The organism is Pseudoalteromonas sp. CuT4-3, assembly GCF_035666335.1.
GTDB lineage: Bacteria > Pseudomonadota > Gammaproteobacteria > Enterobacterales > Alteromonadaceae > Pseudoalteromonas > Pseudoalteromonas atlantica.
The window spans coordinates 1977192-2003021 of the sequence record NZ_CP142030.1; the positions used below are offsets into that span (position 1 = coordinate 1977192).

The following is a 25830-nucleotide window of genomic DNA, read 5'->3' on the forward strand; positions in this document are numbered from 1 at the left end:
TCAATCGAAAAGTTTTTAAATGATTGGAACAGTGGTTGCATTTTATATACAAAAAAGTGTGGAACAAGTCCTATGTTATCGAGCAATCCTCTCACAAAACAGTTTTTATTAGCAGCAAAATACCAAGAGATTCATGCCTTAAAACAGCTTCAAAAAAGCTGTGCATCGCTTACTAAACTGGGCGATTTTATACACCAGTTACAAAAAGAGCGTGGCATGAGCAATATTTACTTAGCCTCTAACCGCAAACGTTTTGCTTCGCAGTTAAAACAACAAATTAGCTTAACAGAGCAAACCCAAACGCAGTTTTACCACTCAATTAAAACGACCTTTATTACCGATAACGCCGACACGGGCCACACCCGTTTGTACAATTTAATTACCCATAGTTTGCAATTGTTAGAGGCGCTGCCAGAGCTGCGACAACAAATAGCAAATCAAAAAATTACCCCAGTGCATGCAACTCAATCGTATACGCAGCTTATTTCGTGTTTGCTAAATATAATTTTAGAAGCCGCCGATGGCGCAAGCGACCCGCGCGTTACACGATTGCTAGTGGCTTATTTTAATTTTATGCAAGGTAAAGAATACGCCGGACAAGAACGTGCCTGTGGCGCGCAAGCGTTTGCATCAAGTAAGTTTACCGTGGAGCAAAAACAACAGCTTGCTCATTTTGTTCAACAACAGCATCACAGCTTTACGTTTTTTAACGAATACGCCGACGAACACGTATTAAAATGCTATCGCTCGTTAACTGATCACCCCGTAAATAAGCAAGTGGATCAGCTACGGGGGCTTTTACAAAATTTAGATGACGAAAATGCGCAGCCGCTTTCTCAGCTTAGTGAGGTGTGGTACGAGGTAACAACAACGCGTATCGATATTATGCACAAAATTGAGCAAAACCTCAGTGACTACCTTATTGACTCTGCAGCAATGCAAATTGCTCAGGCGCAGCGCACTTTAAATTCAAATAAACAGGTTATAAGCAGCCTTGAAGAACAATACATGCCAATGACCGACGGCCAACTCGCGTTTAAACAAAATACCCCCCAAAATACCGCTGCTAATAAACTCAATAGTAATAAAAGCATGTACGACTTAATCATGGAGCAAAGCCAACATATTAAGCAAATAAATCAGGCTTTAGTTGATGCTAAACGGGTAATAACAGAACAAAAAATAATACATCAGGCAAAGTATATTTTAATAGAGCAGCTAAGCCTTAGCGAAGAGCAAGCTCATAAAAAGTTGCAAAAGCAAGCAATGGACTCGCACTGCTCGCTTTATAATATTGCGCAAAAAATTGTAGAGCTAAGCGATTAAAATCGGGCGTATGGTTAGCGCCAAAAACCGCCTTAAAGTAAGGGTTTTAAAAAGCGGTTTTTACGAGGTAAGTAATAATCGTCGTAATCAAGCGACACAATAATACGCTCTGCTTTGCCAAGTAGTTCGCTGCGGGGGATTAAACCAATAACACGCGAGTCAGCACTGTGGTCGCGGTTATCACCCATTGCTAAATAATAATCTTCAGGAATAGTTATTTTATTAAAACCCGATAGCTGCGAAGGCGTATGCGCAACACGAATCGTGTGTTTGTGGCCATTTAAATCTTCTATTTTGTCTAAAGAATCAATATTGCTTTGCAAGTTATTGTATTTAAGTTTAACGCCATTAATTTCTAGCTCGTTGTTGTAAAGCGCTACCGTATCACCTGGCACACCAATTACGCGTTTAATTAACCGGTTATCAGCAGCTTGTGAGTCAAATACAATAATATCGCCTGTTTGTGGGTCGGCTAATTTAACTAAAGGAATATGCGTAAAAGGGATGCGTATATCATAAGCCATTTTATCGGTTAAGATTCTGTCGCCTTCTAATATGGTGGGTTTCATCGAGCCTGTCGGTACTTCATACCAATCGGCAACTGCGCTTCTAAACACGCTCATCAGCGCAATAAATAAAATTAACGAACGGTTATTTTTCCAAAATTTATAAAGTGGCTTCATACCTAGTCCCTACCTATCATAAGTAATAGTATGACTAGCTTAATACCAAGCAGTTCAATGAATAATGTAACAAAAAGTGTGGTGATTTTAGGTAGAATTACCAAGGCTTATGCCTTGGTAAAGTGGTAACTTGTGAAGCTTATTGCTGGTTTAGCTTGTCTTTCGCTTCTTTTACTTTTTCAAAGTCTAGGCCGAGTTCGTCGGTGGCTTCTTTAATTAAATGCGGCTGAGTCATCACCACGGCCATTAACTGCTGTAGTTTTTCAGGCGGAATACCAAGCTCTTGTACTAATGCCATTGCCATCATTGGGTTTTGTGTAAAGGCTTCGAACAATGCTTTTACTTTTTCGTCGCTTACATTGTGCTCTTTAAGTATTGCTAGTATTGGGTTCATTTTTAACCTTGTGTGTTTTGTACGTATTTATATTTACTAAATTATATTAGCTGAGCCATGCATTAACAACGCCAACACACGACTCAGTGTTACATCGGGTGGTTATTCTACAAGTAATACCACTTTACCGGCATTTTCATTACGCTCTAAAATAGCATGCGCTTCGTTTGCATCGCTCCACGGTAGTGTTTTATACACGTTAAAGTCGTACTTTTTAGTAGCAATATCATTGTAAAAACGCGCAACTAAGTCATCGAGTAATTGGCGTTTAAACTCAATACTACGGTTTCTTAGTGTTGATGCATGAAACGAAATACGTTTGCGTAATAGCGCTGCAAAATCAACCTCAGCAAAACGTCCATCTAAAAAAGCGAGCATAATAATTTGGCAATCCATGGCTGCAATAGCCGCATTTTTATTTAAATAACTGCCCGATACGGGATCTACAATTGCATTTGCTAAAAGCTCATTTGCTTGCATATATTCTACAAAGTCAGTTGTTTTGTAGTTAATGGCATGATCGGCGCCAAGGGCTTTTGCATGCTCGCATTTTTCATCTGAGCCGGCAGTAATAACCACCGTTGCACCTGCACTTTTAGCCATTTGAATAGCCGCACCGCCTACACCACTTGCCCCTGCATGAATAAGCGCTGTTTGGCCTTGTTGTAATTTACCCAGTTCAAAAAGCGCACCAAATGCTGTTAGGTACACTTCGCTAATAGCTGCACCTTCAGCCATGGTTAAATCATCTGGTAATACCATTAATTGTTTAGCATCTATGGCAACGTATTCGCTGTAAGCCCCGCCTGCGCACAAGCTAAAAATACGTTTATTAAGCCAGCTTTTATCAACATCAAAACCAAGCTCAACCACTGTGCCTGCGCACTCTAAACCTAAAATGGGGCTATCCCCAGCTGGCGCTGGGTATTTACCTTGGCGCTGCATGCAATCAGCGCGATTTACACCTATAGCAGACACTTTGACTAGCACTTCGTGGCTTTTTAAAACCGGTTTATCGGTTTCACTAAATGCAAGGGTGCCACCCTCATGAGAAATATATTTCATTAATGCTCCGTATTTAGCCTTTTAATTAGGGCCTGTTAACCTTTCAGGATTAAAATTTGTTCAATCTAGGGGCCATTTAATCGCGGCGCGAGGTTTGTAACCTAGTGGGCTAAGTAAAAACCGAGCAACAAAGAGTAAATGGCCCCTAGGCAGAAACCCTTCGGGCAGCGCCTGTTTGGCATTTATGCTACGTTATCGCCTATTTATGGGGAACAACCACACTACATAGGCTCTGCCTTGCCTAATTACCAAACAGACGGCTGCAAATTTAACCTCGAAAGATAAACAGGCCCTAGCTAGACATGGGGTTAGTTATTTTTATTTAAACCGCCAGCTTTGTTTATACGGGTATACATCAGGTAAAAAGCCTGATTTAATTTGTTGTTGGCAAGCTTGCCAAAAATCAGCTAAAAACAGATCGTTATGTTCGCAGTTAAAATAGTTAAATGCCGTTTCGTTTGCGCTAAAAAACACCTTAAACTGACTGGGGAAAATATCGTTTTCTGCTATATCAAAATAACTGTTGGCGCTTAGCTCCTCCAGGTCGTTTTGTGCGCTAGGTACATCTCTAAAGTGGCAATCAGTCAATGGGCAAATTTCATCAAAATCGTAAAAAACAACGCGCCCCCAACGGGTTACGCCAAAGTTTTTCATTAGCATATCGCCTGGGAATATATTTGCGCCGGCTAAGTCTTTAATCGCTTTACCGTAATCGGTCATAACCTGTTGTAATGCTTTGTTAGAGCAGTGATTAATGTATAAATTAAGCGGCGTCATTTTTCGCTCAACATACACATGCTTTAAAATAAGCGCCTTACCCGATATAACCATGCTGCTGCCAATTTGTGATTTCATTTGCTTAAGTAACTCGTCGCTAAAGCGGCTGAGGTCGAACGCTAAATACCTAAATTCGTGTGTATCTACTAAGCGCCCTACGCGGTCGGCTTGCTTTACAAAGTTGTACTTGGCTTTTACTTGCGCTTTGGTGGCTGTTTTTGGTGCACTAAATTTATCTTTTATTACTTTATAAACGTAGTCTAGCCCTTCAATGGTAAATACCAGCATAACCATGCCGGGAGTACCTGGTGCTGTAACGTATTTAAAATTAGTAGGGCTATTTTTAGTGGTATCAACTTTGTAACGATAAAACTCTGTTTTAGCGTGCTTAATAAAGCCAATGGCGTTAAATAACTCAAAGCGTTTTTTATGAGGCATCAGCACGCTTAAGTAATCTACGTAACGCGCGGGTTGGTCGGTATCAACCATAAAATAGGTACGAGCAAAACCAAACAATAAACTTAACTGATCGGCGCCCATCATTACGGCATCAAGCTTTAACCCTTTATTAGTATTTAATATGGCGATAGCAAAAGGCATATTATCGCCATTTTTAGCGATACAGCGCCCTATTAAGTAACAGGCTTTGTTTCTAAAAAATAATGAATTTGCGTATTCTATAAACCCGTCGTTTAGATTTATAAGCTCATACACTTGTTTGCATTGCTGCTTTGCACCGGCCATTAACGTTGCTTGCAATGCCTGTAAATCGGCATTTAATTGACTAAAAGGCACTCTAAATGCTTGGCGGGTAATGAGCGTTTTTACAGCGTGGTTAAACCCATCTTTAAACGATATTCGCCTTACTAAATTTTCATACGAACGCGGCTCGCTTCTGTATTTTGCTTTTAATACAAACAAATGTACGGTACGAATTTTTTTATCGTCCCAAATTGCACCAAAGGTAGAATTAAAAAAGGTATGCGCTATGGGTTTATTTTCATGATTTTGCACCATATCGCCGTATATATTTTTAGCTAGTTGCCATGTTTGCGGGCAAGACAGTTCAGCGTAAGCAATAACTCTCACAGCTTCACTAACATTTTTTACTTCCCGCTCGTACACTTGTAAGCGTTCGCGCATGGCAGTTTGCACATCGTGATATTTTTGTTGTTCAAACCGGCTTTGCGCACCTAGCGTAATATTTAAAAACTGCGCAAACATTGCTTCAAAGCCTGCAAAAACAGCGTGGGCCAACTTAGTAGCAATAACTTGCTGTAGCGCATTATTGGTTTGTTTAGTTAACGATTTTGACATGGTTACAACACTTTTATTTTTACCACTTATAGCGGTTATTTTTTATTAATTGTTTACACCTTAGCAAGCAGGCTTTAATTTAGGTAATTAATAAAGCATATAAATAAAATTGATCATATGAATATACGTAACGTCGATCTCAACTTATTGGTGTACTTAAATGTGCTCATTGATGAAAAAAGTGTTTCAAAAGCGGCCAATAAACTCGCACTAACACAACCTGCCATGAGTAACGCACTTAAACGATTACGTGATTTATTTGACGACCCATTACTTGTGCGTGCCGCAGGCTCTATGACCCCCACCAGCAAAGCACTTAGCTTAAAGCCTGAAATAGAGTCTCTTTTAAAAATGGCAGAGGCGATTACTCAGCCCAGTGAGCAATTTAACCCAGCAACGGCAGAGGTGACTTTTAGAATAATGGCAAACGACTACATGGAGTCGACCTTAATTGCCCCCTTTATTACTGAGCAGTTAACTAAAAACCCAGGGATTAATTTTGATGTACTAAGTCCAAGCGATGTAAACCTGCAAGATATGGAAAAAGGCACTATTGATTTAGCCATAAACCGTTTTAATGGCTTGCCCCGCTCGTTTCATCAAGCCAGTGTTTGGCGCGATAATTACTGCTGTTTAACCCACCCTAAAAATACCTTTTTACAGCACTCAAGCCTTGATGATTACCTACAAAAAGAACATGTTTGGGTAAACCGCGCTGGCTGGGGGCCAGAAGCCGCCGTTACCAATAAGTCAGGCAAGCAAAAACTAGGCTGGGTAGATGAAGCACTTTGGCAGCTAGAACAAACGCGTAAAATACGGGTGTTTACACGCCACTACATGATTGCAAGTTTGCTATGTCAATCAGAGCAACTTATTGCCACCTTACCGCGCAGGCAGGCTAAATTATTAACCACGCATACCGATTTAGTCATTAGCCCAGTACCGTTTCAAATAGTCCCTATTGAGGTAAAAATGATATGGAGCCCACTACTTCACCATGCTCCCGCACACCTGTGGTTACGCCGTGAGTTGCTTGAGTTTGCTAAAACAATTGCGGATAGGTAGTTTGTTATTCCCCGTTCATCAGGCACTAGCACTTTCAAAAAATTGGCATGATGTTTTCGATCAACTTTTTGCAGAAGTATACAATGATCAACAAACTTAATAATAAGAATACCGAGATAGCAAATATAATTTTTACTGTCTTTCAAAAGTCCTATGCTATCGAAGCTAATTTAATAGAGGCACTTAACTTTCCTCCTTTGGCACGTAATACTGAAGATATTAAAAAGTCAGAAACAACCTTTTATGGCTTCACCGAAAATGAATGTTTAGCAGCGGTTATTGAAGTAGATACAAACAGCCAGTGTTTAGATATATGCAGCTTAACTGTTGACCCTAGTTATTTTAAAAAAGGTATCGCAAGTAAGCTAATAAATTATGTATTAGAAATGAGTGATTTATCTTATGCAAGAGTTGAGACTGCGGTTGCTAATACTCCTGCAATAAATTTATATAAAAAGCATGGCTTTGTAGAGTTTAAAAGATGGACACCGTCACATGGTATAGAAAAGCTAGCTATGTCGGTTGTCACTTAAAGCATTATTAAAGAAACAGATTTATACAAATGGATAGTGCATCAATAATTGCGAGGAGTGTTATGTTTGGCGGTATAGGTATTGTGCAGCTTATTGTCAGCGCTATTTTGAGAACCATTCTCTACTTTATTAAAATTTAATATTACTGCAGTTAAATAAAATGAATGCTCAAATAAAAAAGCGCCATGGTATTCAACTTTGGGAAAATACCATGGCGCTTTTGAAATCGTAGAAATAGGAGTGAACCCTACCCTTTATATTTAGCAACCTTGATGCCAACCCACCACAAAAATAAAAAACATTTAAAATCAAACATCTAATTAAATTATGCTTTTAATTATTATTTAGTGTGTCCCAGTTTTGTGCATTTTTATAGGTTTTTGCACCACTTTAATTAAGCATGCTAAGTGGTTTTTGGTTTGTTGTCATTTACTATTGATAAAATCAATGTCAGTTATTGAAAACAACAATTTCATTAATAATACACTTAGCGCTAAAGTGAAGTTAAGCCAACAAACTAAGAGTAATAATTATGACAACATCAAGCTTCACACAACAAGACGGGTTATTTATTGATGCTAATTTACATCAGTTTATTACCCAGCAGTTATGCACTAAAACCAATGCCGCTGAGACATACCAAGCACTTGCTACCTTGGTTGATGAGTTTGGTTGTAAGTGCCGTAAAACAAAGCACCAACCCGATGACATTTTAGAAGTAGATACGCTACTGCATGCGTACCAGCGTAAAAACCACCCGCTTTGCCATGTAGATGCACAAACAACCGAGGCAGTACTTGATGAATACTGCTGCCAAGTACCGGCTATTATTGTAGTTGCATTAATGGATACGCTTAGTGGTACTCAGTGCGATGAACCTAACGCACACGATATTTACCACCGCGCTGCACAGCTTACTAATCGCCCATGTGTACACAAGGCAAAAACAGCCACAGCGGCCTAATAATGGAGTTGCTTAAAAATACTCGATAACCTTTTGTGCAAAGTCACTGCAGCTTAGGGTTGTCGAGTTATTAATATTTTGCGTTAAATCAAAGGTTACATTACCGCTTTTGAGTGCTTGTTCGAGCGCTTGTTCAATCAGCGTTGCCGCCTCATCCCAGCCCATAAACTTAAGCATTAAAACGGCACTTAAAATACTGCTACTTGGGTTTGCTTTGTTTTGCCCTGCTATTCTCTCAAACGTGCCATGGGTTGGCTCAAAAAATGCCACATCGTTATTTAAATTAGCAGCCGGCATAATGCCCACTCCGCCAACTTGTGCGCTGAGCATATCAGCTAAAAAGTCGCCATTTTGGTTTGTGGTTGCTACCACATCAAATTGCTCTGGGTTCATTAAACATTGTTGCAGCATGTTATCGGCTATCACTTCTTTAATAATTAAAGGCGATTTATTAGCGCGTGCTATTTCAAGCCAGCGCCCGTTTTCGTGTGGGGTAGCGTTAAACTCATTTTGGGCTAAGGCAAACCCCCAACGTTTAAAGGCACCATCGGTAAATTTAAGTACATTCCCTTTATGCACAAGCGTTAACGATTCGCTGTTATTTTTAAGGGCGTAATTAATTGCATAGCGTACTAGGCGCTCGGAGCCTTCTTTAGATATATTTTTTATACCTATGCCACACTCTTGAGAAAACCTTAGGCGCGTTACTCCCATTTCTTCACATAAAAAGTCGAGCATTTTCTCGCTCTCTACGCTGCCAGCTTGCCACTCTATTCCTGAATATACGTCTTCGCTGCTATCACGCAGCACTGTTATGTTAGTTAAAAATGGATTTTTTAACGGCGATGGCAACGCACTTAGCCCTTTAACAGTGCGCATATTTACAAATAAATCCATTTCGTGCCTTAGCGCCACATTTAATGAGCGAAAACCGCCGCCAAGAGGTGTAGTTAGCGGCCCTTTAATTGCTATTTTACACGCACGTACTGCGTTAATCGTCTCCTCTGGGAACCAATCGCCATCATATAACTTTGCTGCTTGCTCGCCGTTATATACTTGCATCCAGTGAATTTTTCGCTCCTTTGCATAACAGTGTGTAATGGCATTATTCACCACATGCTGCATGGCAGGTGTGACCTCTTGCCCAACCCCGTCACCATTAATATAAGCAATAATAGGGTTTACAGGCACATGCCATTGGCCTTTAGCATCAATAGTAATATTTTGTCCGTGCTCAGGGATTTTAATATGCTGATAAGCCATGGTTAATACCTATACTAAAAATAGTGTTACCTAATTAAATCATGCTTGATTGAGCATGTATGCAATTTGCTTTTTATAATTGATATTAGTTAAAAAAATAACGAATAACATGTGCTTAATTACGTAAATAGTGGGTCTAGTATTAAGCGCGTATTTAGGAGGTATAAATGAAGTTATTTTGGCTGTTATTGCTATTAGTGTGCTCTTTAAAAGTCTCAGCTGTTGATGTGGTTATTCATAATTTAGACGCACTGACGATTAAGGGTCAAAAAACGGTAGCTACTTGGGTAAATCAAAGCCTTAAAAAAACACAAAATACTTTAGGGCCATTACAACAAAGCACCCTCCCTATTTATTTAAAGCCACAATATTTTGCTTTTGAACCCGTGCCATGGGCTAGCGTAAAACGAAATAATCCCGATGGAGTAGAGCTGCATATTGACCGCTACGCAAGTTTAAATGCATTTACAAAAGATTGGACGCTTTACCATGAGCTTTCACATTTATATTTGCCACTACTGCCTTACTCTGGCTTTTGGTTAAGCGAGGGGTTTGCCAGTTACATGCAAAACGTAATAATGCGCAACAGCGGTGTCATTAGCCAAGCGCAATTTGTTCAGCGCCTAAACGCAGGGTTTGAGCGAGCACGCTTACAAACTAAAAAAAGCAGCAGCCACTTAATCAACTTTCAAGTGATATGTGGAAGCAACGTGCACAACAGCGGGTTTATTGGACTGGGGCAGCATTTTTTGTAGAAGCCGATTTAGCCCTTCACAAACAAGGTAAAAGCGTTGCCGCTATAATAAAACAATACCAACTATGCTGCAGAGCTGCGCGCACAAGTGCTAAAACGCTCATAAAAGAGCTAGATAAGCTCTCACGCAGTAGTATTTTTACTACCTTGTACGCGCAATATAATACGCGCACTGACTTTCCTGTTATTACTAAAACGCAGTTAAATACACTTTAAGTACTTTTAATAAGTGCGCAATACTCATCATATGCTTTTACATTGTAATTAGTAGAGTAAGCATTCATAAAACCATGTAAAAACGGTGTTTTGTTACACGTAACTTGGCTTTTACTGGCTAAAGCACTTATCACTTCATCTACATTAAAATGCATTTCGGTATGTGGAAAAATAAACGTACAAGGTACTTTTGCCGCAATATCTAAATGATTTCTAATTTGTGAAGGGTAAAAGCCAATGAGCTTTTTTAGGTGTGGATTGCCTGTTAATAACTGTGCGCGCCACGCGGCACTTGCGCCTGCACTAAACCCTATACAGGCTGTTGGCTCTGTAAGGTTATTAAATACATTTAAGAGCTTAGCTACGTAATTGTCATGGCCACAGGAATTTATAAATTTATTATAATAATACTCTTCACTATCAAGGGGTTGCAGTTCTCCTTTGTAGGGGTCTATAACCTCTGTATTGCCTTGCATAATATCTAACAACCTCACTAAAGGTGCTGTTACACCATAAATATCGCTGACTATTATGTAATTCATACTTACCTTTTTAAGGTTAAAATCCATGCGTTTAAGCAGTTGATAAAATTAAGTATAAATAATTTTTAAATAAATAGCTTGCACACATTTTTTATTTAGGTTACCTTTCTTCTCTGGTTTTAAAAACCACCGCGGTTAACCTTTTTACCCTGATCCAGTAAGCCCCGCAAAACGTATATTTTAAAGCTAAGTTATTGTACGGCGAGAACCCCTATTAATACCTTGATGATTTTTTTAATATCATCGCAAAAGTGTCATAAAGATCGTCAACACTGTAATGAAGCTAAACACAACATCGTTAATTTATTAACTGCATTTGGCTATAAAAAATAGCGCAGAGTAAATAACAAGAATAAAGTGAGTTTTATTATGTCTTATAAATACAATGGATCTATGATCCAAATTGCCCATCCGGTGCAATCAATTTCTGTAAACAAACAACGTGTTGTTTTTAGTGATACACAAGGTTTGAAAAACGCAATGTTTCAAAAAGCAAGCGAAGCGCGCGAATTTGTAAAATGGTTAAAAGCCAACTAATCATTGCGAGCAATTAACTGCTTAAGCAGTTAATGTTAATAAAATGTGCCAGCTTTGTAGCTGGCATTTTACTTTGTTGCACTTAATTGACTACAATAGCGATACTTTCATTGTTTTAGGTAATTGTAGTAATGCTCCGTGCATTTTTGTGTATCACCTTATATTTAAGCATTTCTTCAGTCAGTTACGCCCATACGATTAACTGGCTAACACACGACTTTGCGCCCTATTACATTTTAAATGGAAAATACCAACACCAGGGGCGTGATGAAAGCGTTATAACCTTACTCGAGCAACAACTTGCGCACATCACGTTTAATCGCCTTGTTATCCCCTCTGGCAAAGTTACGCAAGAACTGGCCAATAAATCGGCCACACATTGTGCCCTATCACTTTATAAAAATGCATTTAGAGAAAAGTTTATTCACTTTAGCGAGCAAAGCTCAACCACGGGCCTTTCACCTTCTATTGCTATGCATAAAGGTTTGGCGCATTCACTAGAAGTGCCTAACTCAGAGCCGGTGTCGTTGCAGGATTTACTTGCAGAAAAAAAGCTCACGTTAGGTGTATCTATGAACCGCTCATACGGCGAGCAACTCGACAGTGTAATAAATAACACCCCCGATGTTGATATTGTTATTCGGCCAACGCGCAATAGTTTAGCCAGCCTTACCTATATGCTTAATTTAAAGCGCTTAGATATTTTATTAGGTTACCCAAGTGAGCACCATTACTTAGCTAAATCTATGTACTTTGAAGAAAACCTAACTCAGCGAGCGATTGTTGAAGCGCCACCGTTAAGTTATGGCTATATTGGCTGCACTAAAAATGAGCAAGGAGCTAAAAATATTCAACTATTAGATGAGCAATTAAAAAAAATTAAGCAAACCGAGCAATACCATCAAGTAATGTTACGCTGGTTACCCCCACATTTAAAACCCTTATTAGAATCAAGAATTCACGCCACAAAAAACAAAAACGCCACTAACTAAAGTGGCGTTTTAATTTAATCTACGCTTTATTATTTACGCACACCTTCAATAGACAGCCCAATATCAACATGAGTAGACGCTGGGCCTAAATTATAATCAATGCCGTAATCGGTGAGTTTTAAACTGGTTTCGCCCTCAAAACCAGCACGGTAGCCACCCCAAGGGTCTTGCCCTTCACCTACTTTATCCATTTCAAACGTAATGCGTTTAGTTACGCCATGTAAAGTAAAGTCGCCCGTTACAGTGGCTGTATCATCATCGGTAAATTTCACATCGGTGCTTTTAAATGTTGCTGTTGGGTATTTATCTACATTTAAAAAGTCTTTACCTCGTAAGTGTTTATCACGCTCAGCATGGTTAGAGTCTAAACTTGCAGTATCTATATTTACTAAAATATTAGACCCTGTTTGCGTTTTAGCGTCGTAACTAAAGCTGCCATCAAAACGGTTAAATCGCCCGTGTAGCCAGCTGTAGCCTAAATGCTTAATTTTAAAGGTAACAAATGCATGCGCCCCTTGCGTATCAATTACATAATCTGCTGCATTTGCAGTGGCCGATAACATCATTACACCCGATAGAGCTGCAATTAATAGTCGTTTTTTCATGTTAGTATTCCTTTGGTTTGATCATTCTTGTTAAGGTTTTATCTTTATCAATAAAGTGGTGCTTTAATGCCCCCAGTGCATGCAAAACAGCCAAGCCAATTAATGTACACGCACCGTAGTAATGAATTTTTCCGGCAATATCGGCTTGTCCATCAAAGTTATAATCCAGAGCTGGTACATTAAATATCGAAAAAACGGCGATTGCTCTGCCATCGGCGGTAGAAATCAAATAACCCGCCACTACAATGACTGCTAAAATTAGGTACATAACAATATGCGCGGTATGTGCAATGTGGTTTACTGTATTATTTTGACTAAGGGGGCGAGGTTTGGGGCTGAATACGCGCCACAAAATTCTAAAAATAAGCACTGCGGCGAGCGTTATACCTATACTTTTATGTAAATCCAATGAGCCTTTATACCAGCTATCGTAATAGGTTAGCTCAACCATGTATAAGCCCAAGCCAAATAAACCAAACACGGTCAAAGCCATCAACCAGTGTAAAATAATGGCAATAAGGCCATAAGATGTGGGCGTATTTTTAAACATGTGGGTTCCTCTAAATTCAATAATTTAAGAATATAGAGGGTGAAGAAAAACTAAAATAGCGTATACAAACAGCATCTGTGCATATACGCACATACAACTTGAGCTACAGGTTTTTGCTAGTTAGCTATTAGGCGTGTCGGTAAGGTTTATGTAAATTAAGCTATCAGGTGAGACTTGCAAACAGCTAATTAAGCCTTCTTTTATAAGCTCAAGCATAGCAATAAAGCTAACCACTACACCGCTTCGCCCTTCACTAAGGGTGAATAAATCGTTAAACGGCAGCGCTTTTTTTGCGTTACTCAGCTGGGCTAAAATTTGGCTCATCCGCTCACGGGTAGAGAGGATTTCTGCGGTCACTTGGTGATGCTCAAATGTTTTAGCACGCGCCATCACGTCGCTCAGAGCTAACATTAAATCCTTTAACTCTAGCTCTGGCAGGTTTTGAGCGGTATTTTCAATAACCGGCATAGTTGCATGTGCTACGAAAATATCACGGCCTACACGGGGGATGGCATCTATATTTTCGGCTGCTTTTTTAAACTGCTCGTACTCTTGTAAACGCTTGATCAGTTCTGCGCGGGGGTCTTCCTCTTCTTCGAGCTCCTCGTGCACAGGCAATAACAGACGCGATTTTATTTGTGCCAATAACGCTGCCATTACTAAGTACTCACCGGCAAGCTCTAACTGAAACTCACTCATCATTTCTACATAACTGACATATTGCTCAGTAATGCTAAAAATAGAGAGTTCGAGCACATCTAACTTGTGCTTTTTTATTAAATACAGCAGTAAATCAAGCGGTCCTTCAAAGGTTTCCAAAATAATTTCAAGTGCATCGGGCGGAATGTATAAATCTTCAGGTTTATCTACAACGGCTTTGCCATGCAAAAAAGCCAGTGGCAGCTTTTGCTGCACTGGCTCACTTTGAGTCTTTTTTTCGCCCTGTGTTGAATCACTCACCAAGGTTACTCAAACGGGCTGGTATCGCCACACCCTACACGTAAAATGTGAATATCGTCTTCTGATAGGTCAATAACCGTGGTTGCTTGCTCTGCAAGGTGCCCGCCGTCAATAATTAAATCTACGTGTTTATCTAAACGCGTTAAAATTTCATCTGGGTCTGATTCTGTAAACTCTTCTCCAGGTAAAATTAACGAACACGACATTAACGGCTCCCCAAGCTCTGCAAGTAATGCACATGCAATTGGATGCTCTATAACGCGCATACCAATGGTTTTTTTCTTATCGTTTAATAACCGCTTTGGCACCTCTTTTGTACCTTTAAAAATAAAGGTGTATGGCCCTGGCGTATTATTTTTAATAAGCCTAAACATTTGGTTATCTACACGGGCATAAGTTGCCAGCTCAGATAAATCACGGCATACCAGCGTAAAGTTATGGTGTTTTTCTATTCCACGAATACGCTCAATGCGCTCTTTTGCTTGCTTATTACCGAGGTTACACCCTATCGCGTAGCCCGAATCTGTTGGGTATACAACAACCCCGCCCTGTTTAATAATATCAACCGCTTGGCTAATAAGTCGTGGCTGTGGGTTTGCTGGGTGAATATGAATTAATTGACTCATGATAATGCTCCTTCTTGCCCTTCCCACACTTGCCAAACCCCTTGGCAGTCTTTGGGTAAGTATAAGTTTTTACCTAGCTCTAAATAACTAGTTGGAAAATGAAAGTCAGAACCTTGCGAGCACAGTAAACCGTACTCTTGGCTCAATTGCCCTAAAAATTGGCGTTCAGTGGGCGCTTGTTGCGGCTGCGCAACTTCCATAGCATCGCCCCCGTCACTTTTGTATTGCACAAGTAACTTACGTAACCATTTATTAGACATTTGATAACGCCCAGGGTGTGCAAGCACCGCAACCCCACCCGCAGCATGAATGGCGCTAATGGCTGTTTGCATATCACACCAATTGCTTGGAACATAACCTGTTTTACTGCGCCCTAAGTATTTTTTAAATACCCCAGGGAAATTTTTAGCAACGCCTCTTTCAATTAATGCACGCGCAAAATGGGCACGGGTAATTTGGGCGTTTTCTGCCAGCGCCTTGGCTTGCTCGTAAATACCATCAAAACCGTTTTTTGCCAGCCTTTTGCCAATTTCAATGGCGCGTTCATCACGCTTTTGCTGCTGCGCCGATAACAATGATGTAAGGGCATTGTTGTTTATATCAATATTTAGCCCAACAATATGTATTTCAAAGCTTTCCCACTTGGTAGAAATTTCTACGCCAGATATAAGCTTAAGCGGTAAGTTTTCTGTTTCGATAAACGCTTTTGCCGGCGTAATAGCAGCCACAGTGTCGTGATCGGTTATCGCAAACACATCAATGTTTTTTTCTACGGCGCGGTTTAATAATTGCTCAACTGTTAAATGTCCGTCTGAATGCGTTGTATGGCTGTGTAAATCGTATTTTATCAAAAGAAAACTGCTTAAATTTAAGGGTAATAGATGTTTATATAAGTATAACAACTTTTTTGACTAAATTGTTTTAAATAAACACTTGACACAAAAGCGCTAAATACGTTTTACTGTAGCCACTTTAAGACACATTAAGAATTAATAAAAATGATCAATTCAATTCAACACACTATTTGGTGGTGGCACTCATAATTTTTGGGTGATGAATTGTCGTGTCTAGCAAATATTCAAAACCCGCAACTATGCGGGTTTTTTTATAACTAAATTTTACGTATTTAATTTTTTATTTTGAGGCAAAAAAACATGAATAACGGTCTTACTCTTACACATCGTTGGTGGTGGCGCCTGATATAGCGGGACGGTAATGATCTGTTTGTAATTTAGATATCGTTATTCAAACCCCGCATTGCAAAAGCATTGCGGGGTTTTATTTTTTGAGGAAATGAGGTTTGATTTTTAGTCATATAACTACCACACCAGGCGAAGTTACTAGCATAACGCAAGTGCGCGACTACATTAGTAGCCCACTTGCACTTTATGCAGCACTTGATAAGCCTAATTCGCTACTGCTTGAATCAGCCGAAATTGATTCTAAAGACAGTGTTAAAAGCTTAATTTTAGTTGACTGCGCGCTGCGCATTGTTTGCCAAGGTAAAACCGTCACGGTAAGTGCTCAATCTAATAACGGTAAACAGTTACTGCCGTATTTAAGAGCCAATGTACAAAGCTGCGATGCAACCTTAACCGACACAAGCCTAACTCTTGTTTATAAAGGCGGCTCTAATGACATTGACGAGGCAAGTAAACTGGTTGCCGATAATGCATTTAGCGCACTACGCACCTGTATAAACAGTATCAAAAGCACCACCGAAAACCCGTTTTCGGTATTTTTAGGCGGTGTATTTGCCTACGACATGGTGGCTAATTTTGAGCAGCTAAGCGACGTACCCGATGGCGAAAACACCTGCCCAGACTACGTATTTTACTTAGCCGAAACCTTAGTGGTTATCGACCATCAAAAACAAACCACCGAGCTTATTGGTAATGTGTTTAATGGCCCAGACGTACACGCTAATTGTTTTGAGGTAGGTAAAGAGCTAGAACGATTAAATGCCTTATGCGACAAAGCAGAAGAGTTTAGTGCGCCTATGCAAACAGGTACTTGCGATGTAAGTGTTGATATAAGCGATGAAACTTACTGCGAGCAAGTGGTTAAGCTTAAAAAGAACATCGTTGATGGTGATATTTTTCAGGTTGTGCCTTCGCGCACGTTTTCACTGCCCTGCCCTGATTCATTGCACGCATATAGCCAGCTTAAAAAGCAAAACCCAAGCCCTTATATGTTTTATATGCGCGATGAAGAATTTGCTTTATTTGGCGCCTCACCTGAGTCTGCGCTTAAATACGAAGTGCAAAGCAAACAAGTTGAAGTTTACCCTATTGCCGGTACTCGCCCACGTGGAAAATTTGCCAATGGCGCAATCAACCCAGATTTAGACAGCCGTATTGAGCTTGAACTAAGAAACGATCAAAAAGAGCGTGCAGAGCATTTAATGCTCGTTGATTTAGCCCGTAACGATGTGGCACGCATCAGTGTAGCCGGCACGCGCCATGCAAAAGAGCTATTAAAAGTAGACCGCTATTCGCAAGTAATGCACTTGGTTTCTCGCGTGGTGGGCACATTAAAGCCTGAGCTTGATGCACTACACGCTTACCAAGCGTGTATGAACATGGGCACGCTGGTAGGCGCTCCGAAAGTACGCGCTGCCGAACTTGTACGCCAAACCGAAGGCAAACGCCGTGGCAGCTACGGTGGCGCAGTAGGCTATTTAACAGGCGATGGTGCAATGGATAGCTGCATTGTTATTCGCTCAGCGTTTGTTAAAAATAATACCGCGTATGTGCAAGCAGGTGCCGGTGTCGTTTACGATTCTGATCCACAAGCCGAAGCTAACGAAACCCGCGCTAAAGCCCAAGCGGTGATCACCGCCATAAAATCGACTTATGAGGCGGTATAAAATGAGCACAGCAAACCCAATGAAAATATACTTTTTAGATAACTTTGATTCGTTTAGCTACAACCTTGTTGATGAACTAACCATGCTGGGCTGTGAGCTTGTGGTATACAGAAATAACATAAGCGCAGAGGTTATTTTTAATAAAATGCGCCAAGAGCCTGGGCAAGTATTATTAGTGCTTTCGCCAGGACCTGGTGCACCCAGTGATGCAGGTTGCTTAATGGAATTAATCGAACTGGCTAAAGGTCACTTCCCCATGCTGGGCATTTGCCTAGGGCAACAAGCACTTACACAAAGTTATGGCGGAGTAATCGGCCACGCTGGCGAAACCGTACATGGTAAGTCATCAATCATTAATTTAAACCCGCACCCGGTGTTTGAAGGAATGGGCAACACCATGCCCGTAGCCCGTTACCATTCATTAATGGCAACCAAGGTACCTGAAAATATTGAGGTAATTGCACAATTTGACGATATTCCTATGGCCATATATCACCACGACGATAAAGCGTTAGGTTATCAATTTCATCCTGAGTCAATACTTACGCCAAATGGTGCAATGCTACTTCAACAAAGTGTTGCGTACTTAACGCGCACCAACTAATAGAGGACATTATGAGTACCCAAGCACAAGAGACCATAAATGTTCAATACGCTATTGAGCAACTTATTCAAGGCAAGTCGTTAAACTATGCCCAATCAAACGCATTATTTAACCAAATAATGCAAGGTAACATGAGCGAAATAGAGCTCACTGCATTGCTAATCAGCCTTAAAATAAAAGGCGAAGTAAGTGATGAAATTGCCGGCGCTGCAGCGTCAATGCGAGAAAACGCCGTTGCCTTTACAACCACTAGCACGCAACTTGCCGATAGCTGCGGCACCGGGGGCGATGGCTCAAACACGATTAATATTAGTACTACCGCGGCGATTGTTGCAGCTGCCGCGGGTATTAATATGGTAAAACATGGTAATCGCAGTGTATCGAGTAATTCGGGCTCTGCTGATTTATTAAAAGCACTGGGCATTAATATTGATATGAGCCCAGCACAGGCTGCACATTGCCTTGAGCAAACCCATTTTACCTTTTTGTTTGCACCGCATTATCACAGTGGTGTACGCCACGCGATGGGCGTACGTACTGCGCTTAAAACACGTACCATTTTTAATATTTTAGGCCCGCTTGCTAACCCTGCTGCACCACACGTGCAATTACTGGGTGTTTACGATGAGTCTTTATGTATGCCAATGGCGCAAACACTTAAAACTTTAGGCACTAAGCGCGCGATGATAGTGCATGGTTCTGGCACTGACGAAATAGCCCTGCACGGCCCAACTAACGTAGTTGAGCTAAACAATGGCGAAATAACGCAGTACACATTAAACCCAAGCGACTTTGACCTTGCAAACTATTCACTTGAACAACTAGCCGGTGAAGGCCCACAATATAACGCAAATGCGAGCCTTGCTATTTTACAAGGTAAAGGCAGTGATGCGCACAATGCTGCAATCGTAGTCAATGTGGCTGCACTTTTATACCTAAGCGGTAAAGTACAGTCATTAAAAGAAGGCGCACAACAGGTACAAACATTACTAAGTTCAGGCAAAGCCATGAACACATTAAATGCAATTATTGAGGTAAGTCATGGCTAATGTATTAGACAAAATTGTTGCTGATAAAAAACAAGAGCTAATAGAGCGTAAAGCCGCGCGCCCACTAGAGAGCTTTAAACACCTAGCAGTGCCAACCAGCCGCAGCTTTTATAAAGCGTTAGCAAAGCCGGGTACGCAGTTTATTTTAGAATGTAAAAAAGCATCTCCTTCAAAAGGGCTAATAAGAGAGCCGTTTGATTTAACCGAGATCACCTCTGTTTATAAAAAATACGCCAGCTGCATGAGCGTACTTACAGATACTAAATACTTTCAAGGTAGTTTTGATTATTTAGAGTTTGTACGTAGCCAAGTAGAGCAACCACTTATTTGTAAAGACTTTTTTATTGATGAGTACCAAGTTTACATGGCACGTATTTATGGCGGCGATGCTATATTACTAATGCTTTCAGTGCTTGATGATGAACAATATAAAGCGCTACATGCAGTTGCCGACTCGCTTAACATGTCGGTATTAACCGAAGTCAGTAACGAAGAAGAAGTACATCGTGCCCTTTCACTTGATGCGCAAATTATTGGTATTAATAACCGTGACCTTCGCGATTTAAGCACTGATTTAGCCACCACCGAAAAGCTACGTAAACTCATCCCACAAGATAAAGTGGTTATCTCAGAGTCAGGTATTTACACTCATCAAGATGTTAAACGTTTAGCGCCATTATGTGATGGCTTTTTAGTTGGCAGTTCTTTAATGGCTGAGCGCGATTTAGAACAAGCCTGCAAAAAAGTGATTTTAGGTGATAACAAAGTGTGCGGTTTAACCCGAGCACAAGACGTACAGGTCGCTTACAACAACGGCGCAGTGTACGGTGGACTCATTTTTTACCCTAAATCGCCTCGTTATGTTGATTTAGATTGTGCGATTGAGCTGAGCCAAAGTGCGCCACTTAAATTTGTCGGTGTTTTTGTTAATGCAAGCCCGCAGCAAGTGGTACAATACGCGCACGAACTAAAACTTGCCGCAGTACAATTACACGGTCAAGAAAGTGACGATTACATTGCCTCATTACGTACACAGTTACCTAAAGGTTGTGAAATTTGGAAAGCACAGGCAATTAAAGATACATTGCCAACCCCAGCTAAGGGCGTAGACCGCCATCTTTATGATACCCACAGCGATACACAAGCCGGTGGTACAGGTAAAGCATTTGATTGGGCAGTACTGCGCGACGCAACAACCCCCTTTATGCTAGCGGGTGGCTTAAATCCAGACAATATAAAAGACGCGCTGTTTCAAGGTGCCCTAGGCCTTGATTTAAATTCAGGCGTTGAAGAATCTGCGGGTAAAAAGTGCCCTATCAAATTACAAAATGCTTTTACAAGCATCAGAAATTATTGAGGTTATAATGCAAAATCCAGCTTATTTTGGCGAGTTTGGCGGTATGTTTGTACCTGAGCTACTTGTCCCTGCGCTTAAGCAGTTAGAGAACGAATTTAACAAAGCACAAAAAGACCCTGAATTTCAGGCTGAGTTTACAAAATTATTAAACGAGTATGCCGGTCGCCCTACGCCGCTTACTTTAACGCGTAATTTAATTAAAAACCCTAAAGTAAAACTTTACCTAAAACGTGAAGATTTACTGCACGGCGGTGCACACAAAACCAACCAAGTACTTGGTCAAGCGTTGCTAACTAAACGTATGGGTAAAAAAGAAGTTATTGCCGAAACTGGAGCGGGCCAACATGGCGTGGCAACAGCCCTAGCCTGTGCATTACTTGGCTTAAAATGCCGCATTTATATGGGTGCTAAAGACGTTGAGCGCCAACAGCCTAATGTATTTAGAATGAAATTAATGGGCGCAGAGGTTATTCCGGTAACAGCCGGCTCTGGCACATTAAAAGATGCGGTAAACGAAGCGCTACGTGACTGGTCTGCAAACTACCAAGACGCTCATTACTTACTTGGTACCGCAGCGGGTCCTCACCCATTCCCAACAATTGTACGAGAGTATCAAAAAATCATTGGTGAAGAAGCTAAACAACAAGTACTAAAAGCAGAAGGACGCCTACCAGATGCCGTACTAGCCTGTGTTGGCGGTGGCTCTAATGCCATTGGTATGTTTACTGACTTTATTGACGAGCCAAGTGTAAAACTTATTGGTGTAGAGCCTGCAGGTAAAGGCCTAGATACCCACGAGCACGGCGCTACAATTTGTAAAGGTACTAAAGGTATATTGCACGGTACCTATACGTACATTATGCAAAACGACGATGGCCAAATTGAAGAGTCATACTCAGTATCTGCCGGTCTTGATTACCCAGCAGTTGGACCACAGCACGCGTTTTTACACGAAACAGGCCGTGCTCAATATGTGGGTATTACCGATACAGAAGCGCTTGACGCGTTCCAAGCACTGGCTAAAAACGAAGGCATTATTCCAGCTCTTGAATCAAGCCATGCCCTTGCTTATGCGCTTAAATACGCCGAAGAGCAAACAGAAGAAAGCATTTTAGTGGTTAACTTAAGTGGCCGTGGCGATAAAGACTTAACCCACGTACACAGCGTTTTATCACAAGGAGGTCAACTATGAGCCAGTTAAATACAGATCGTTACGGTAAAACCTTTGCTGCACTTAATGAGCAAAAACAAGGTGCATTTGTGCCATTTGTTACCATTGGCGACCCAGGTAAAGAGCAAAGTATTGCCATTATTAAAAGCTTAATTGATGGCGGCGCGGATGCACTGGAGCTAGGTATTCCGTTTTCGGACCCAATCGCCGATGGCCCAGTTATTCAAGCGGCGAATATTCGTGCTCTCGATGTAAACATTAACACGCAAGATTGCTTTGATATTATTAAAGAAATACGCGATTACAATGCAGATATTCCAATTGGCTTATTATTGTATTCAAACCTTGTGTTTAAACGCGGTTTAGAAACATTTTATAAAGATGCAAAAGCGGCGGGCGTAGACTCTATTTTAGTTGCTGATGTACCACTGCATGAGTCTAAAATGTTTAGAAAAGCAGCCATGGCAAACGGTGTAGACCCAATATTTATTGCCACACCAAATGCCGATGACGATACTCTGCGCCAATGTGCATCTTACGGCCGTGGCTACACGTATTTATTATCGCGTGCGGGTGTTACCGGCACTGATACTAAAGCGCAAATGCCAGCGGGTAACATAGTAACTAAGCTAAAAGAATACCATGCAGCCCCTGCTTTATTAGGCTTTGGTATTTCTACGCCCGATGATGTAAAAGCCGCCCTAAATGCCGGCGCAGCTGGTGCTATTTCAGGCTCGGCCGTTGTTAAAATTATTGAAGCCAACCTTAATGATTTAGATGCGATGACAACGCAGTTAAAAGCGTTTGTAGCTGATATGAAAGCGGCCACCGCACTGTAAAAGCTTAAAATTTACGCATTAAAAAAGGGCATTTTCAATGCCCTTTTTTATTAAGCTCTAAACTTAATGAGCTTGATGCTTACCTTCTAAAATTTCTTCAATAAATTTTGCATTAAATGCTTCTAAATCTGCAGGACTGCGGCTTGTTACTAAACCTTGGTCTACGCTCACCTCTTCATCAACCCAATTGGCACCAGCATTGATCAAATCACTTTTAATGCTTGGGAATGATGTAACGGTACGGTCGCGTAATTTATTAATTTCGGCAAGTAACCAAGGAGCATGGCAAATAGCTGCAACGGGTTTGTTTTTCTCGGCGCCAAAAAAACCGTCTATAAACGCTTTTGCGTGCTTATCTTGGCGTAACGTATCTGGGTTAAATAAGCCACCTGGCAGCATAAGCGCATCGTAATCGCTGGCACTGGCATTTGTAACAAGTTTATCTACGCTTACTTTGTCGCCCCATTTATCTTCATCCCAACCGGTGATTTCGCCCTCTTTTACCGACACAATATCGATATCGGCGCCGGCATTAAGTAAAGCATCACGTGGAGATAATAGCTCACTTTGCTCAAAGCCATCAGTGGCTAAAATAGCAATTTTTTTACCTTGTAAACGAGTGCTTGTTTGTAATGTAGACATATAGATCTCCTTATTGCGTTTAATAAAATGTTTCAATCACCCTATTAAAAGCATAACCGATGCCAAATTTAACCTATTGAAAATAATGGATAATATAAATTAAAGCTATCAAAGCTATGTAAATCATTTAGAGGGTTTGAACAATCTACATAGCTTAATTTAAAGTGCGTATTAAAAACCAGCACACAAGCTTTGCTTACAAGATGAAGTAGTTAGCATTAACTAAAAGCTGGGTATTTATTTTCTAGACGCACCCTATTAGCGGGGTGCGCCGAACTGTAATTTTGTGATTAATAGCGCAAAGTAAACCTAAAAAGGTAACCGGGCTATTTGCAAGTATTGGTTGCAGGAACTAGTCGCTGGTACTGGTCAATGCAAGTTGCTATTTAAAGGAGATCTTTTAATGCTTTGGCAGGTTTAAATACGGGTTTGTTAGCGCCTTCTATTTCAATACTTTCGCCTGTTTGCGGGTTACGCCCAGTGCGCGCTGGGTAGTAGCTTAAAGCAAATGTACCAAATCCATTAATTTGCACTTGGTCGCCTTCAGACAGCGATTTAGTAATTACTTTTTGTAAGCTAGTAAGGGCCGCTTGTGTGTCTTTTTTTGTTAGTTCACTGCGTTTGGCTATTTGGGCAACAAGTTGTGCTTTGTTCATTCTAGGCTCCTAAATGCACACTTAATCAGTGTTGGTTAAGTGTGGGAATATGAAGATGGATAATTAAAGCCACGCAGGCTAAGGCTTACAGGGCAACAAGTCAACCTTGTAGTTGCCTAGTGTTATGTGGTAAAAACTTCCCTGACTTCTTTTTGTATAATTTAGGTAGTATATGCACGCATTGATTGAATACATCCCGCTAATATTATTTTTTGCGGTATTTAAATTAGTTGATATTTACTGGGCAACAGGCCTTTTAATGGTCACTACGCTTATTCAAGTTGCGTATAGCTACTTTAAGCACGGCCATGTACCTGCCCGCCAATGGCTATTTTTTGCTATTGCAGCGGTGTTTGGCACATTAACCTTAGTACTCCACGATGAGCAGTATATAAAATGGAAAGCCACGTTAATTTATGCCGGCTTAAGCCTTACCTTATTAATTAGCCGCTACGTGCTGAATAAAAATCTTGTTAAAAAAGCCCTTAGCTCAATCCTTGAAAACGCCAACGACTCTAAACAGGCGATTGAAGTACCTGAGCCGGTGTGGAATAAGCTTAACTTAATGTGGGTTGCCATTACCGCAGGTATTGCAGTACTGAATATTTACATTGCGTATAATTTCTCACTCGATTTTTGGGTTAACTTTAAAGTGTTTGGTTTAATGGCCATTACTTTTGTGAGTATTTTGATCACTATTTTTGCTTTGTATAAGTACTTCCCTGATGAAGAAGAACCCGCAAAGTAAAACACCTTCGTCATAAAAATGTCGTCTTTGCTTGATAGCGTGTAAAAAAAATCAATCAGAGACGACCTTGAACGCCAATCAATACCGCTGGTTTGAATTTACCCTAATATTTGTTTTATTGCCTTTAATAGGCTTTACCCTTCGTAGCTACCTAGCGAACTGGCTAATACCCGCACTGATTGTTTTAATGAGTGTGTGCTGCATGTTATTACTGAACGACCCTCACTTTAAGCGATTTAGACTCACAAGCCTGGGGCAGTTTTCTACAGTAAAGCGCCGTTTATTTAGTTTCTTTTTTTTAGGAGCGCTTTTTTCAGGCGTGTTTTACGGCATTATTCACCAAGAAAATTGGTTTAGTATGCCGCTGCACTCATTTTATAACTGGCTACTTTTACTGCTTCTATACCCGCTGCTGTCGGTATTCCCACAAGAGCTAATTTTCAGAACCTACTTTTTTCATCGCTATAAACGCATTATGCCCAAAAAAAGAGTGCGTATAGTGGTAAGCGCAACAGTGTTTGCCCTTGCCCATATTGTGTATGCCAATTGGGTGGCTGTAGGCTTAGCATTTTTAGGCGGGTTATTATTTTCGTTTACCTACGCGCAAAGCCGCTCAACCATAGTGTGTGTAATTGAACATAGCTTATGGGGATTGTGGATGTTTACACTGGGGATTGGCAGTTCATTAGACTCAGGAGCTATCAGCTAATAAGCTAAGCCGCTATA

At 40.7% G+C, this 25830-nt stretch carries 29 protein-coding genes; 16 read left to right on the top strand and 13 right to left on the bottom strand.

Going from position 1 to position 25830, the window contains the following annotated elements:
* The first annotated feature begins 72 nt into the window (after positions 1 to 72).
* Entirely contained in the window at positions 73 to 1326 is a 1254-nt protein-coding gene (locus VOI46_RS08950) for a nitrate regulatory protein (protein ID WP_004586774.1), read from the top strand.
* 32 nt (positions 1327 to 1358) lie between these two features.
* Here the strand turns inward: VOI46_RS08950 and lepB are convergent, their stop codons facing one another.
* From lepB to aceK, 4 genes are all read right to left on the bottom strand, one after another.
* On the bottom strand, positions 1359 to 2009 hold the full coding sequence (gene lepB, locus VOI46_RS08955) for a signal peptidase I (RefSeq protein WP_004586775.1): 651 nt from the start codon (positions 2007 to 2009) through the stop codon (positions 1359 to 1361).
* A 139-nt stretch (positions 2010 to 2148) separates the two neighbouring features.
* Complete coding sequence (locus VOI46_RS08960) at positions 2149 to 2403, bottom strand: DUF2999 family protein (RefSeq protein WP_004586776.1); 255 nt, start codon at positions 2401 to 2403, stop codon at positions 2149 to 2151.
* Positions 2404 to 2505: 102 nt separating this feature from the next.
* Entirely contained in the window at positions 2506 to 3468 is a 963-nt protein-coding gene (locus tag VOI46_RS08965) for a zinc-binding dehydrogenase (protein WP_004586777.1), read from the bottom strand.
* Between the two features lie 318 nt (positions 3469 to 3786).
* Complete coding sequence (gene aceK / locus VOI46_RS08970; protein WP_004586778.1) at positions 3787 to 5562, bottom strand: bifunctional isocitrate dehydrogenase kinase/phosphatase; 1776 nt, start codon at positions 5560 to 5562, stop codon at positions 3787 to 3789.
* Positions 5563 to 5679: 117 nt separating this feature from the next.
* Here aceK and VOI46_RS08975 point away from each other — a divergent pair, with 117 nt between their 5' ends.
* The 3 genes from VOI46_RS08975 (at position 5680) to VOI46_RS08985 (ending at position 8124) form a co-directional block, all read left to right on the top strand.
* The gene (locus VOI46_RS08975) at positions 5680 to 6627 is read left to right on the top strand and encodes a LysR family transcriptional regulator (protein ID WP_039972173.1); all 948 of its coding nucleotides are present in this window, start codon (positions 5680 to 5682) and stop codon (positions 6625 to 6627) included.
* An 83-nt stretch (positions 6628 to 6710) separates the two neighbouring features.
* Positions 6711 to 7160, top strand: a complete 450-nt coding sequence (locus tag VOI46_RS08980; RefSeq protein ID WP_004586780.1) for an N-acetyltransferase — start codon at positions 6711 to 6713, stop codon at positions 7158 to 7160.
* A 532-nt stretch (positions 7161 to 7692) separates the two neighbouring features.
* Positions 7693 to 8124, top strand: a complete 432-nt coding sequence (locus VOI46_RS08985) for a hypothetical protein (RefSeq protein ID WP_004586781.1) — start codon at positions 7693 to 7695, stop codon at positions 8122 to 8124.
* Between the two features lie 12 nt (positions 8125 to 8136).
* Here VOI46_RS08985 and icd read toward each other — a convergent pair whose 3' ends face one another.
* Complete coding sequence (gene icd / locus VOI46_RS08990) at positions 8137 to 9387, bottom strand: NADP-dependent isocitrate dehydrogenase (RefSeq protein WP_004586782.1); 1251 nt, start codon at positions 9385 to 9387, stop codon at positions 8137 to 8139.
* A gap of 167 nt (positions 9388 to 9554) precedes the next feature.
* Between icd and VOI46_RS08995 the strand changes: the two genes are divergently transcribed.
* Positions 9555 to 10142 (top strand): hypothetical protein, encoded by a 588-nt coding sequence (locus VOI46_RS08995; protein WP_232423976.1) that lies wholly within the window; start codon positions 9555 to 9557, stop codon positions 10140 to 10142.
* A complete protein-coding gene (locus tag VOI46_RS09000) occupies positions 10085 to 10357 on the top strand; it encodes a hypothetical protein (protein WP_232423977.1) in 273 nt (90 codons plus the stop codon). Before VOI46_RS08995 ends, VOI46_RS09000 begins: the two co-directional genes overlap by 58 nt.
* Here the strand turns inward: VOI46_RS09000 and VOI46_RS09005 are convergent.
* The gene (locus VOI46_RS09005; protein ID WP_004586783.1) at positions 10354 to 10899 is read right to left on the bottom strand and encodes a dienelactone hydrolase family protein; all 546 of its coding nucleotides are present in this window, start codon (positions 10897 to 10899) and stop codon (positions 10354 to 10356) included. The two genes, VOI46_RS09000 and VOI46_RS09005, sit on opposite strands and share 4 nt — an antisense overlap.
* Before the next feature lie 369 nt (positions 10900 to 11268).
* Between VOI46_RS09005 and VOI46_RS09010 the strand changes: the two genes are divergently transcribed.
* Both VOI46_RS09010 and VOI46_RS09015 read left to right on the top strand, forming a co-directional pair.
* Positions 11269 to 11436, top strand: a complete 168-nt coding sequence (locus VOI46_RS09010; protein ID WP_171046486.1) for a hypothetical protein — start codon at positions 11269 to 11271, stop codon at positions 11434 to 11436.
* Positions 11437 to 11567: 131 nt separating this feature from the next.
* Complete coding sequence (locus tag VOI46_RS09015; RefSeq protein ID WP_004586785.1) at positions 11568 to 12428, top strand: transporter substrate-binding domain-containing protein; 861 nt, start codon at positions 11568 to 11570, stop codon at positions 12426 to 12428.
* A gap of 29 nt (positions 12429 to 12457) precedes the next feature.
* On the opposite strand, the gene VOI46_RS09020 is transcribed toward VOI46_RS09015, so the two are convergent.
* The 5 genes from VOI46_RS09020 to VOI46_RS09040 form a co-directional block, all read right to left on the bottom strand.
* Positions 12458 to 13033, bottom strand: coding sequence for a YceI family protein (locus VOI46_RS09020; RefSeq protein ID WP_004586786.1), 576 nt, complete (start codon positions 13031 to 13033; stop codon positions 12458 to 12460).
* Position 13034: 1 nt separating this feature from the next.
* Entirely contained in the window at positions 13035 to 13583 is a 549-nt protein-coding gene (locus VOI46_RS09025; protein ID WP_004586787.1) for a cytochrome b, read from the bottom strand.
* A gap of 120 nt (positions 13584 to 13703) precedes the next feature.
* Complete coding sequence (locus tag VOI46_RS09030; protein ID WP_004586788.1) at positions 13704 to 14543, bottom strand: ScpA family protein; 840 nt, start codon at positions 14541 to 14543, stop codon at positions 13704 to 13706.
* Between the two features lie 5 nt (positions 14544 to 14548).
* Positions 14549 to 15169, bottom strand: a complete 621-nt coding sequence (locus VOI46_RS09035) for an L-threonylcarbamoyladenylate synthase (protein WP_004586789.1) — start codon at positions 15167 to 15169, stop codon at positions 14549 to 14551.
* Positions 15166 to 16020: a PHP domain-containing protein gene (locus tag VOI46_RS09040; RefSeq protein ID WP_004586790.1), complete on the bottom strand. Its 855-nt coding sequence runs from the start codon at positions 16018 to 16020 to the stop codon at positions 15166 to 15168. Before VOI46_RS09040 ends, VOI46_RS09035 begins: the two co-directional genes overlap by 4 nt.
* 449 nt (positions 16021 to 16469) lie before the next feature.
* On the opposite strand from VOI46_RS09040, the gene VOI46_RS09045 reads away from it, so the two are divergent.
* From VOI46_RS09045 to trpA, 6 genes are read left to right on the top strand one after another with little or no spacing between them, the layout of a single operon-like run.
* Positions 16470 to 18038, top strand: a complete 1569-nt coding sequence (locus VOI46_RS09045) for an anthranilate synthase component 1 (RefSeq protein WP_004586791.1) — start codon at positions 16470 to 16472, stop codon at positions 18036 to 18038.
* Between the two features lies 1 nt (position 18039).
* A complete protein-coding gene (locus VOI46_RS09050) occupies positions 18040 to 18642 on the top strand; it encodes an aminodeoxychorismate/anthranilate synthase component II (RefSeq protein ID WP_004586792.1) in 603 nt (200 codons plus the stop codon).
* An 11-nt stretch (positions 18643 to 18653) separates the two neighbouring features.
* The gene (gene trpD, locus VOI46_RS09055) at positions 18654 to 19691 is read left to right on the top strand and encodes an anthranilate phosphoribosyltransferase (protein WP_004586793.1); all 1038 of its coding nucleotides are present in this window, start codon (positions 18654 to 18656) and stop codon (positions 19689 to 19691) included.
* Entirely contained in the window at positions 19684 to 21048 is a 1365-nt protein-coding gene (gene trpCF, locus VOI46_RS09060; RefSeq protein WP_004586794.1) for a bifunctional indole-3-glycerol-phosphate synthase TrpC/phosphoribosylanthranilate isomerase TrpF, read from the top strand. Before trpD ends, trpCF begins: the two co-directional genes overlap by 8 nt.
* A gap of 7 nt (positions 21049 to 21055) precedes the next feature.
* Positions 21056 to 22240 (top strand): tryptophan synthase subunit beta, encoded by a 1185-nt coding sequence (gene trpB / locus VOI46_RS09065; protein WP_004586795.1) that lies wholly within the window; start codon positions 21056 to 21058, stop codon positions 22238 to 22240.
* Complete coding sequence (gene trpA, locus VOI46_RS09070; protein WP_004586796.1) at positions 22237 to 23058, top strand: tryptophan synthase subunit alpha; 822 nt, start codon at positions 22237 to 22239, stop codon at positions 23056 to 23058. Before trpB ends, trpA begins: the two co-directional genes overlap by 4 nt.
* Positions 23059 to 23121: 63 nt before the next feature.
* Here the strand turns inward: trpA and VOI46_RS09075 are convergent, their stop codons facing one another.
* Entirely contained in the window at positions 23122 to 23700 is a 579-nt protein-coding gene (locus VOI46_RS09075) for a type 1 glutamine amidotransferase domain-containing protein (protein WP_004586797.1), read from the bottom strand.
* A gap of 386 nt (positions 23701 to 24086) precedes the next feature.
* A complete protein-coding gene (locus VOI46_RS09080; RefSeq protein ID WP_004586798.1) occupies positions 24087 to 24356 on the bottom strand; it encodes an HU family DNA-binding protein in 270 nt (89 codons plus the stop codon).
* A 172-nt stretch (positions 24357 to 24528) separates the two neighbouring features.
* Between VOI46_RS09080 and VOI46_RS09085 the strand changes: the two genes are divergently transcribed.
* Both VOI46_RS09085 and VOI46_RS09090 read left to right on the top strand, forming a co-directional pair.
* The gene (locus VOI46_RS09085; RefSeq protein ID WP_004586799.1) at positions 24529 to 25104 is read left to right on the top strand and encodes an inner membrane-spanning protein YciB; all 576 of its coding nucleotides are present in this window, start codon (positions 24529 to 24531) and stop codon (positions 25102 to 25104) included.
* Between the two features lie 67 nt (positions 25105 to 25171).
* Positions 25172 to 25813: a CPBP family intramembrane glutamic endopeptidase gene (locus VOI46_RS09090; RefSeq protein WP_004586800.1), complete on the top strand. Its 642-nt coding sequence runs from the start codon at positions 25172 to 25174 to the stop codon at positions 25811 to 25813.
* Positions 25814 to 25830: the final 17 nt, after the last annotated feature.

What these genes read in the sequence shown, in the direction of transcription:
- VOI46_RS09015 (WP_004586785.1), top strand. Translation starts at nt 11,568, where the DNA reads ATGCTCCGTGCATTTTTGTGTATCACCTTATATTTAAGCATTTCTTCA.
- aceK (WP_004586778.1), bottom strand. Translation starts at nt 5,562, where the DNA reads ATGTCAAAATCGTTAACTAAACAAACCAATAATGCGCTACAGCAAGTT.
- VOI46_RS09080 (WP_004586798.1), bottom strand. Translation starts at nt 24,356, where the DNA reads ATGAACAAAGCACAACTTGTTGCCCAAATAGCCAAACGCAGTGAACTA.
- VOI46_RS08985 (WP_004586781.1), top strand. Translation starts at nt 7,693, where the DNA reads ATGACAACATCAAGCTTCACACAACAAGACGGGTTATTTATTGATGCT.
- VOI46_RS08975 (WP_039972173.1), top strand. Translation starts at nt 5,680, where the DNA reads ATGAATATACGTAACGTCGATCTCAACTTATTGGTGTACTTAAATGTG.
- VOI46_RS09000 (WP_232423977.1), top strand. Translation starts at nt 10,085, where the DNA reads ATGTGGAAGCAACGTGCACAACAGCGGGTTTATTGGACTGGGGCAGCA.
- VOI46_RS08995 (WP_232423976.1), top strand. Translation starts at nt 9,555, where the DNA reads ATGAAGTTATTTTGGCTGTTATTGCTATTAGTGTGCTCTTTAAAAGTC.
- VOI46_RS09075 (WP_004586797.1), bottom strand. Translation starts at nt 23,700, where the DNA reads ATGTCTACATTACAAACAAGCACTCGTTTACAAGGTAAAAAAATTGCT.
- VOI46_RS09010 (WP_171046486.1), top strand. Translation starts at nt 11,269, where the DNA reads ATGTCTTATAAATACAATGGATCTATGATCCAAATTGCCCATCCGGTG.
- VOI46_RS08950 (WP_004586774.1), top strand. Translation starts at nt 73, where the DNA reads ATGTTATCGAGCAATCCTCTCACAAAACAGTTTTTATTAGCAGCAAAA.
- VOI46_RS08980 (WP_004586780.1), top strand. Translation starts at nt 6,711, where the DNA reads ATGATCAACAAACTTAATAATAAGAATACCGAGATAGCAAATATAATT.
- VOI46_RS09025 (WP_004586787.1), bottom strand. Translation starts at nt 13,583, where the DNA reads ATGTTTAAAAATACGCCCACATCTTATGGCCTTATTGCCATTATTTTA.
- VOI46_RS08965 (WP_004586777.1), bottom strand. Translation starts at nt 3,468, where the DNA reads ATGAAATATATTTCTCATGAGGGTGGCACCCTTGCATTTAGTGAAACC.
- trpD (WP_004586793.1), top strand. Translation starts at nt 18,654, where the DNA reads ATGAGTACCCAAGCACAAGAGACCATAAATGTTCAATACGCTATTGAG.
- icd (WP_004586782.1), bottom strand. Translation starts at nt 9,387, where the DNA reads ATGGCTTATCAGCATATTAAAATCCCTGAGCACGGACAAAATATTACT.
- VOI46_RS09050 (WP_004586792.1), top strand. Translation starts at nt 18,040, where the DNA reads ATGAGCACAGCAAACCCAATGAAAATATACTTTTTAGATAACTTTGAT.
- VOI46_RS09035 (WP_004586789.1), bottom strand. Translation starts at nt 15,169, where the DNA reads ATGAGTCAATTAATTCATATTCACCCAGCAAACCCACAGCCACGACTT.
- trpA (WP_004586796.1), top strand. Translation starts at nt 22,237, where the DNA reads ATGAGCCAGTTAAATACAGATCGTTACGGTAAAACCTTTGCTGCACTT.
- trpB (WP_004586795.1), top strand. Translation starts at nt 21,056, where the DNA reads ATGCAAAATCCAGCTTATTTTGGCGAGTTTGGCGGTATGTTTGTACCT.
- VOI46_RS08960 (WP_004586776.1), bottom strand. Translation starts at nt 2,403, where the DNA reads ATGAACCCAATACTAGCAATACTTAAAGAGCACAATGTAAGCGACGAA.
- lepB (WP_004586775.1), bottom strand. Translation starts at nt 2,009, where the DNA reads ATGAAGCCACTTTATAAATTTTGGAAAAATAACCGTTCGTTAATTTTA.
- VOI46_RS09005 (WP_004586783.1), bottom strand. Translation starts at nt 10,899, where the DNA reads ATGAATTACATAATAGTCAGCGATATTTATGGTGTAACAGCACCTTTA.
- trpCF (WP_004586794.1), top strand. Translation starts at nt 19,684, where the DNA reads ATGGCTAATGTATTAGACAAAATTGTTGCTGATAAAAAACAAGAGCTA.
- VOI46_RS09085 (WP_004586799.1), top strand. Translation starts at nt 24,529, where the DNA reads ATGCACGCATTGATTGAATACATCCCGCTAATATTATTTTTTGCGGTA.
- VOI46_RS09020 (WP_004586786.1), bottom strand. Translation starts at nt 13,033, where the DNA reads ATGAAAAAACGACTATTAATTGCAGCTCTATCGGGTGTAATGATGTTA.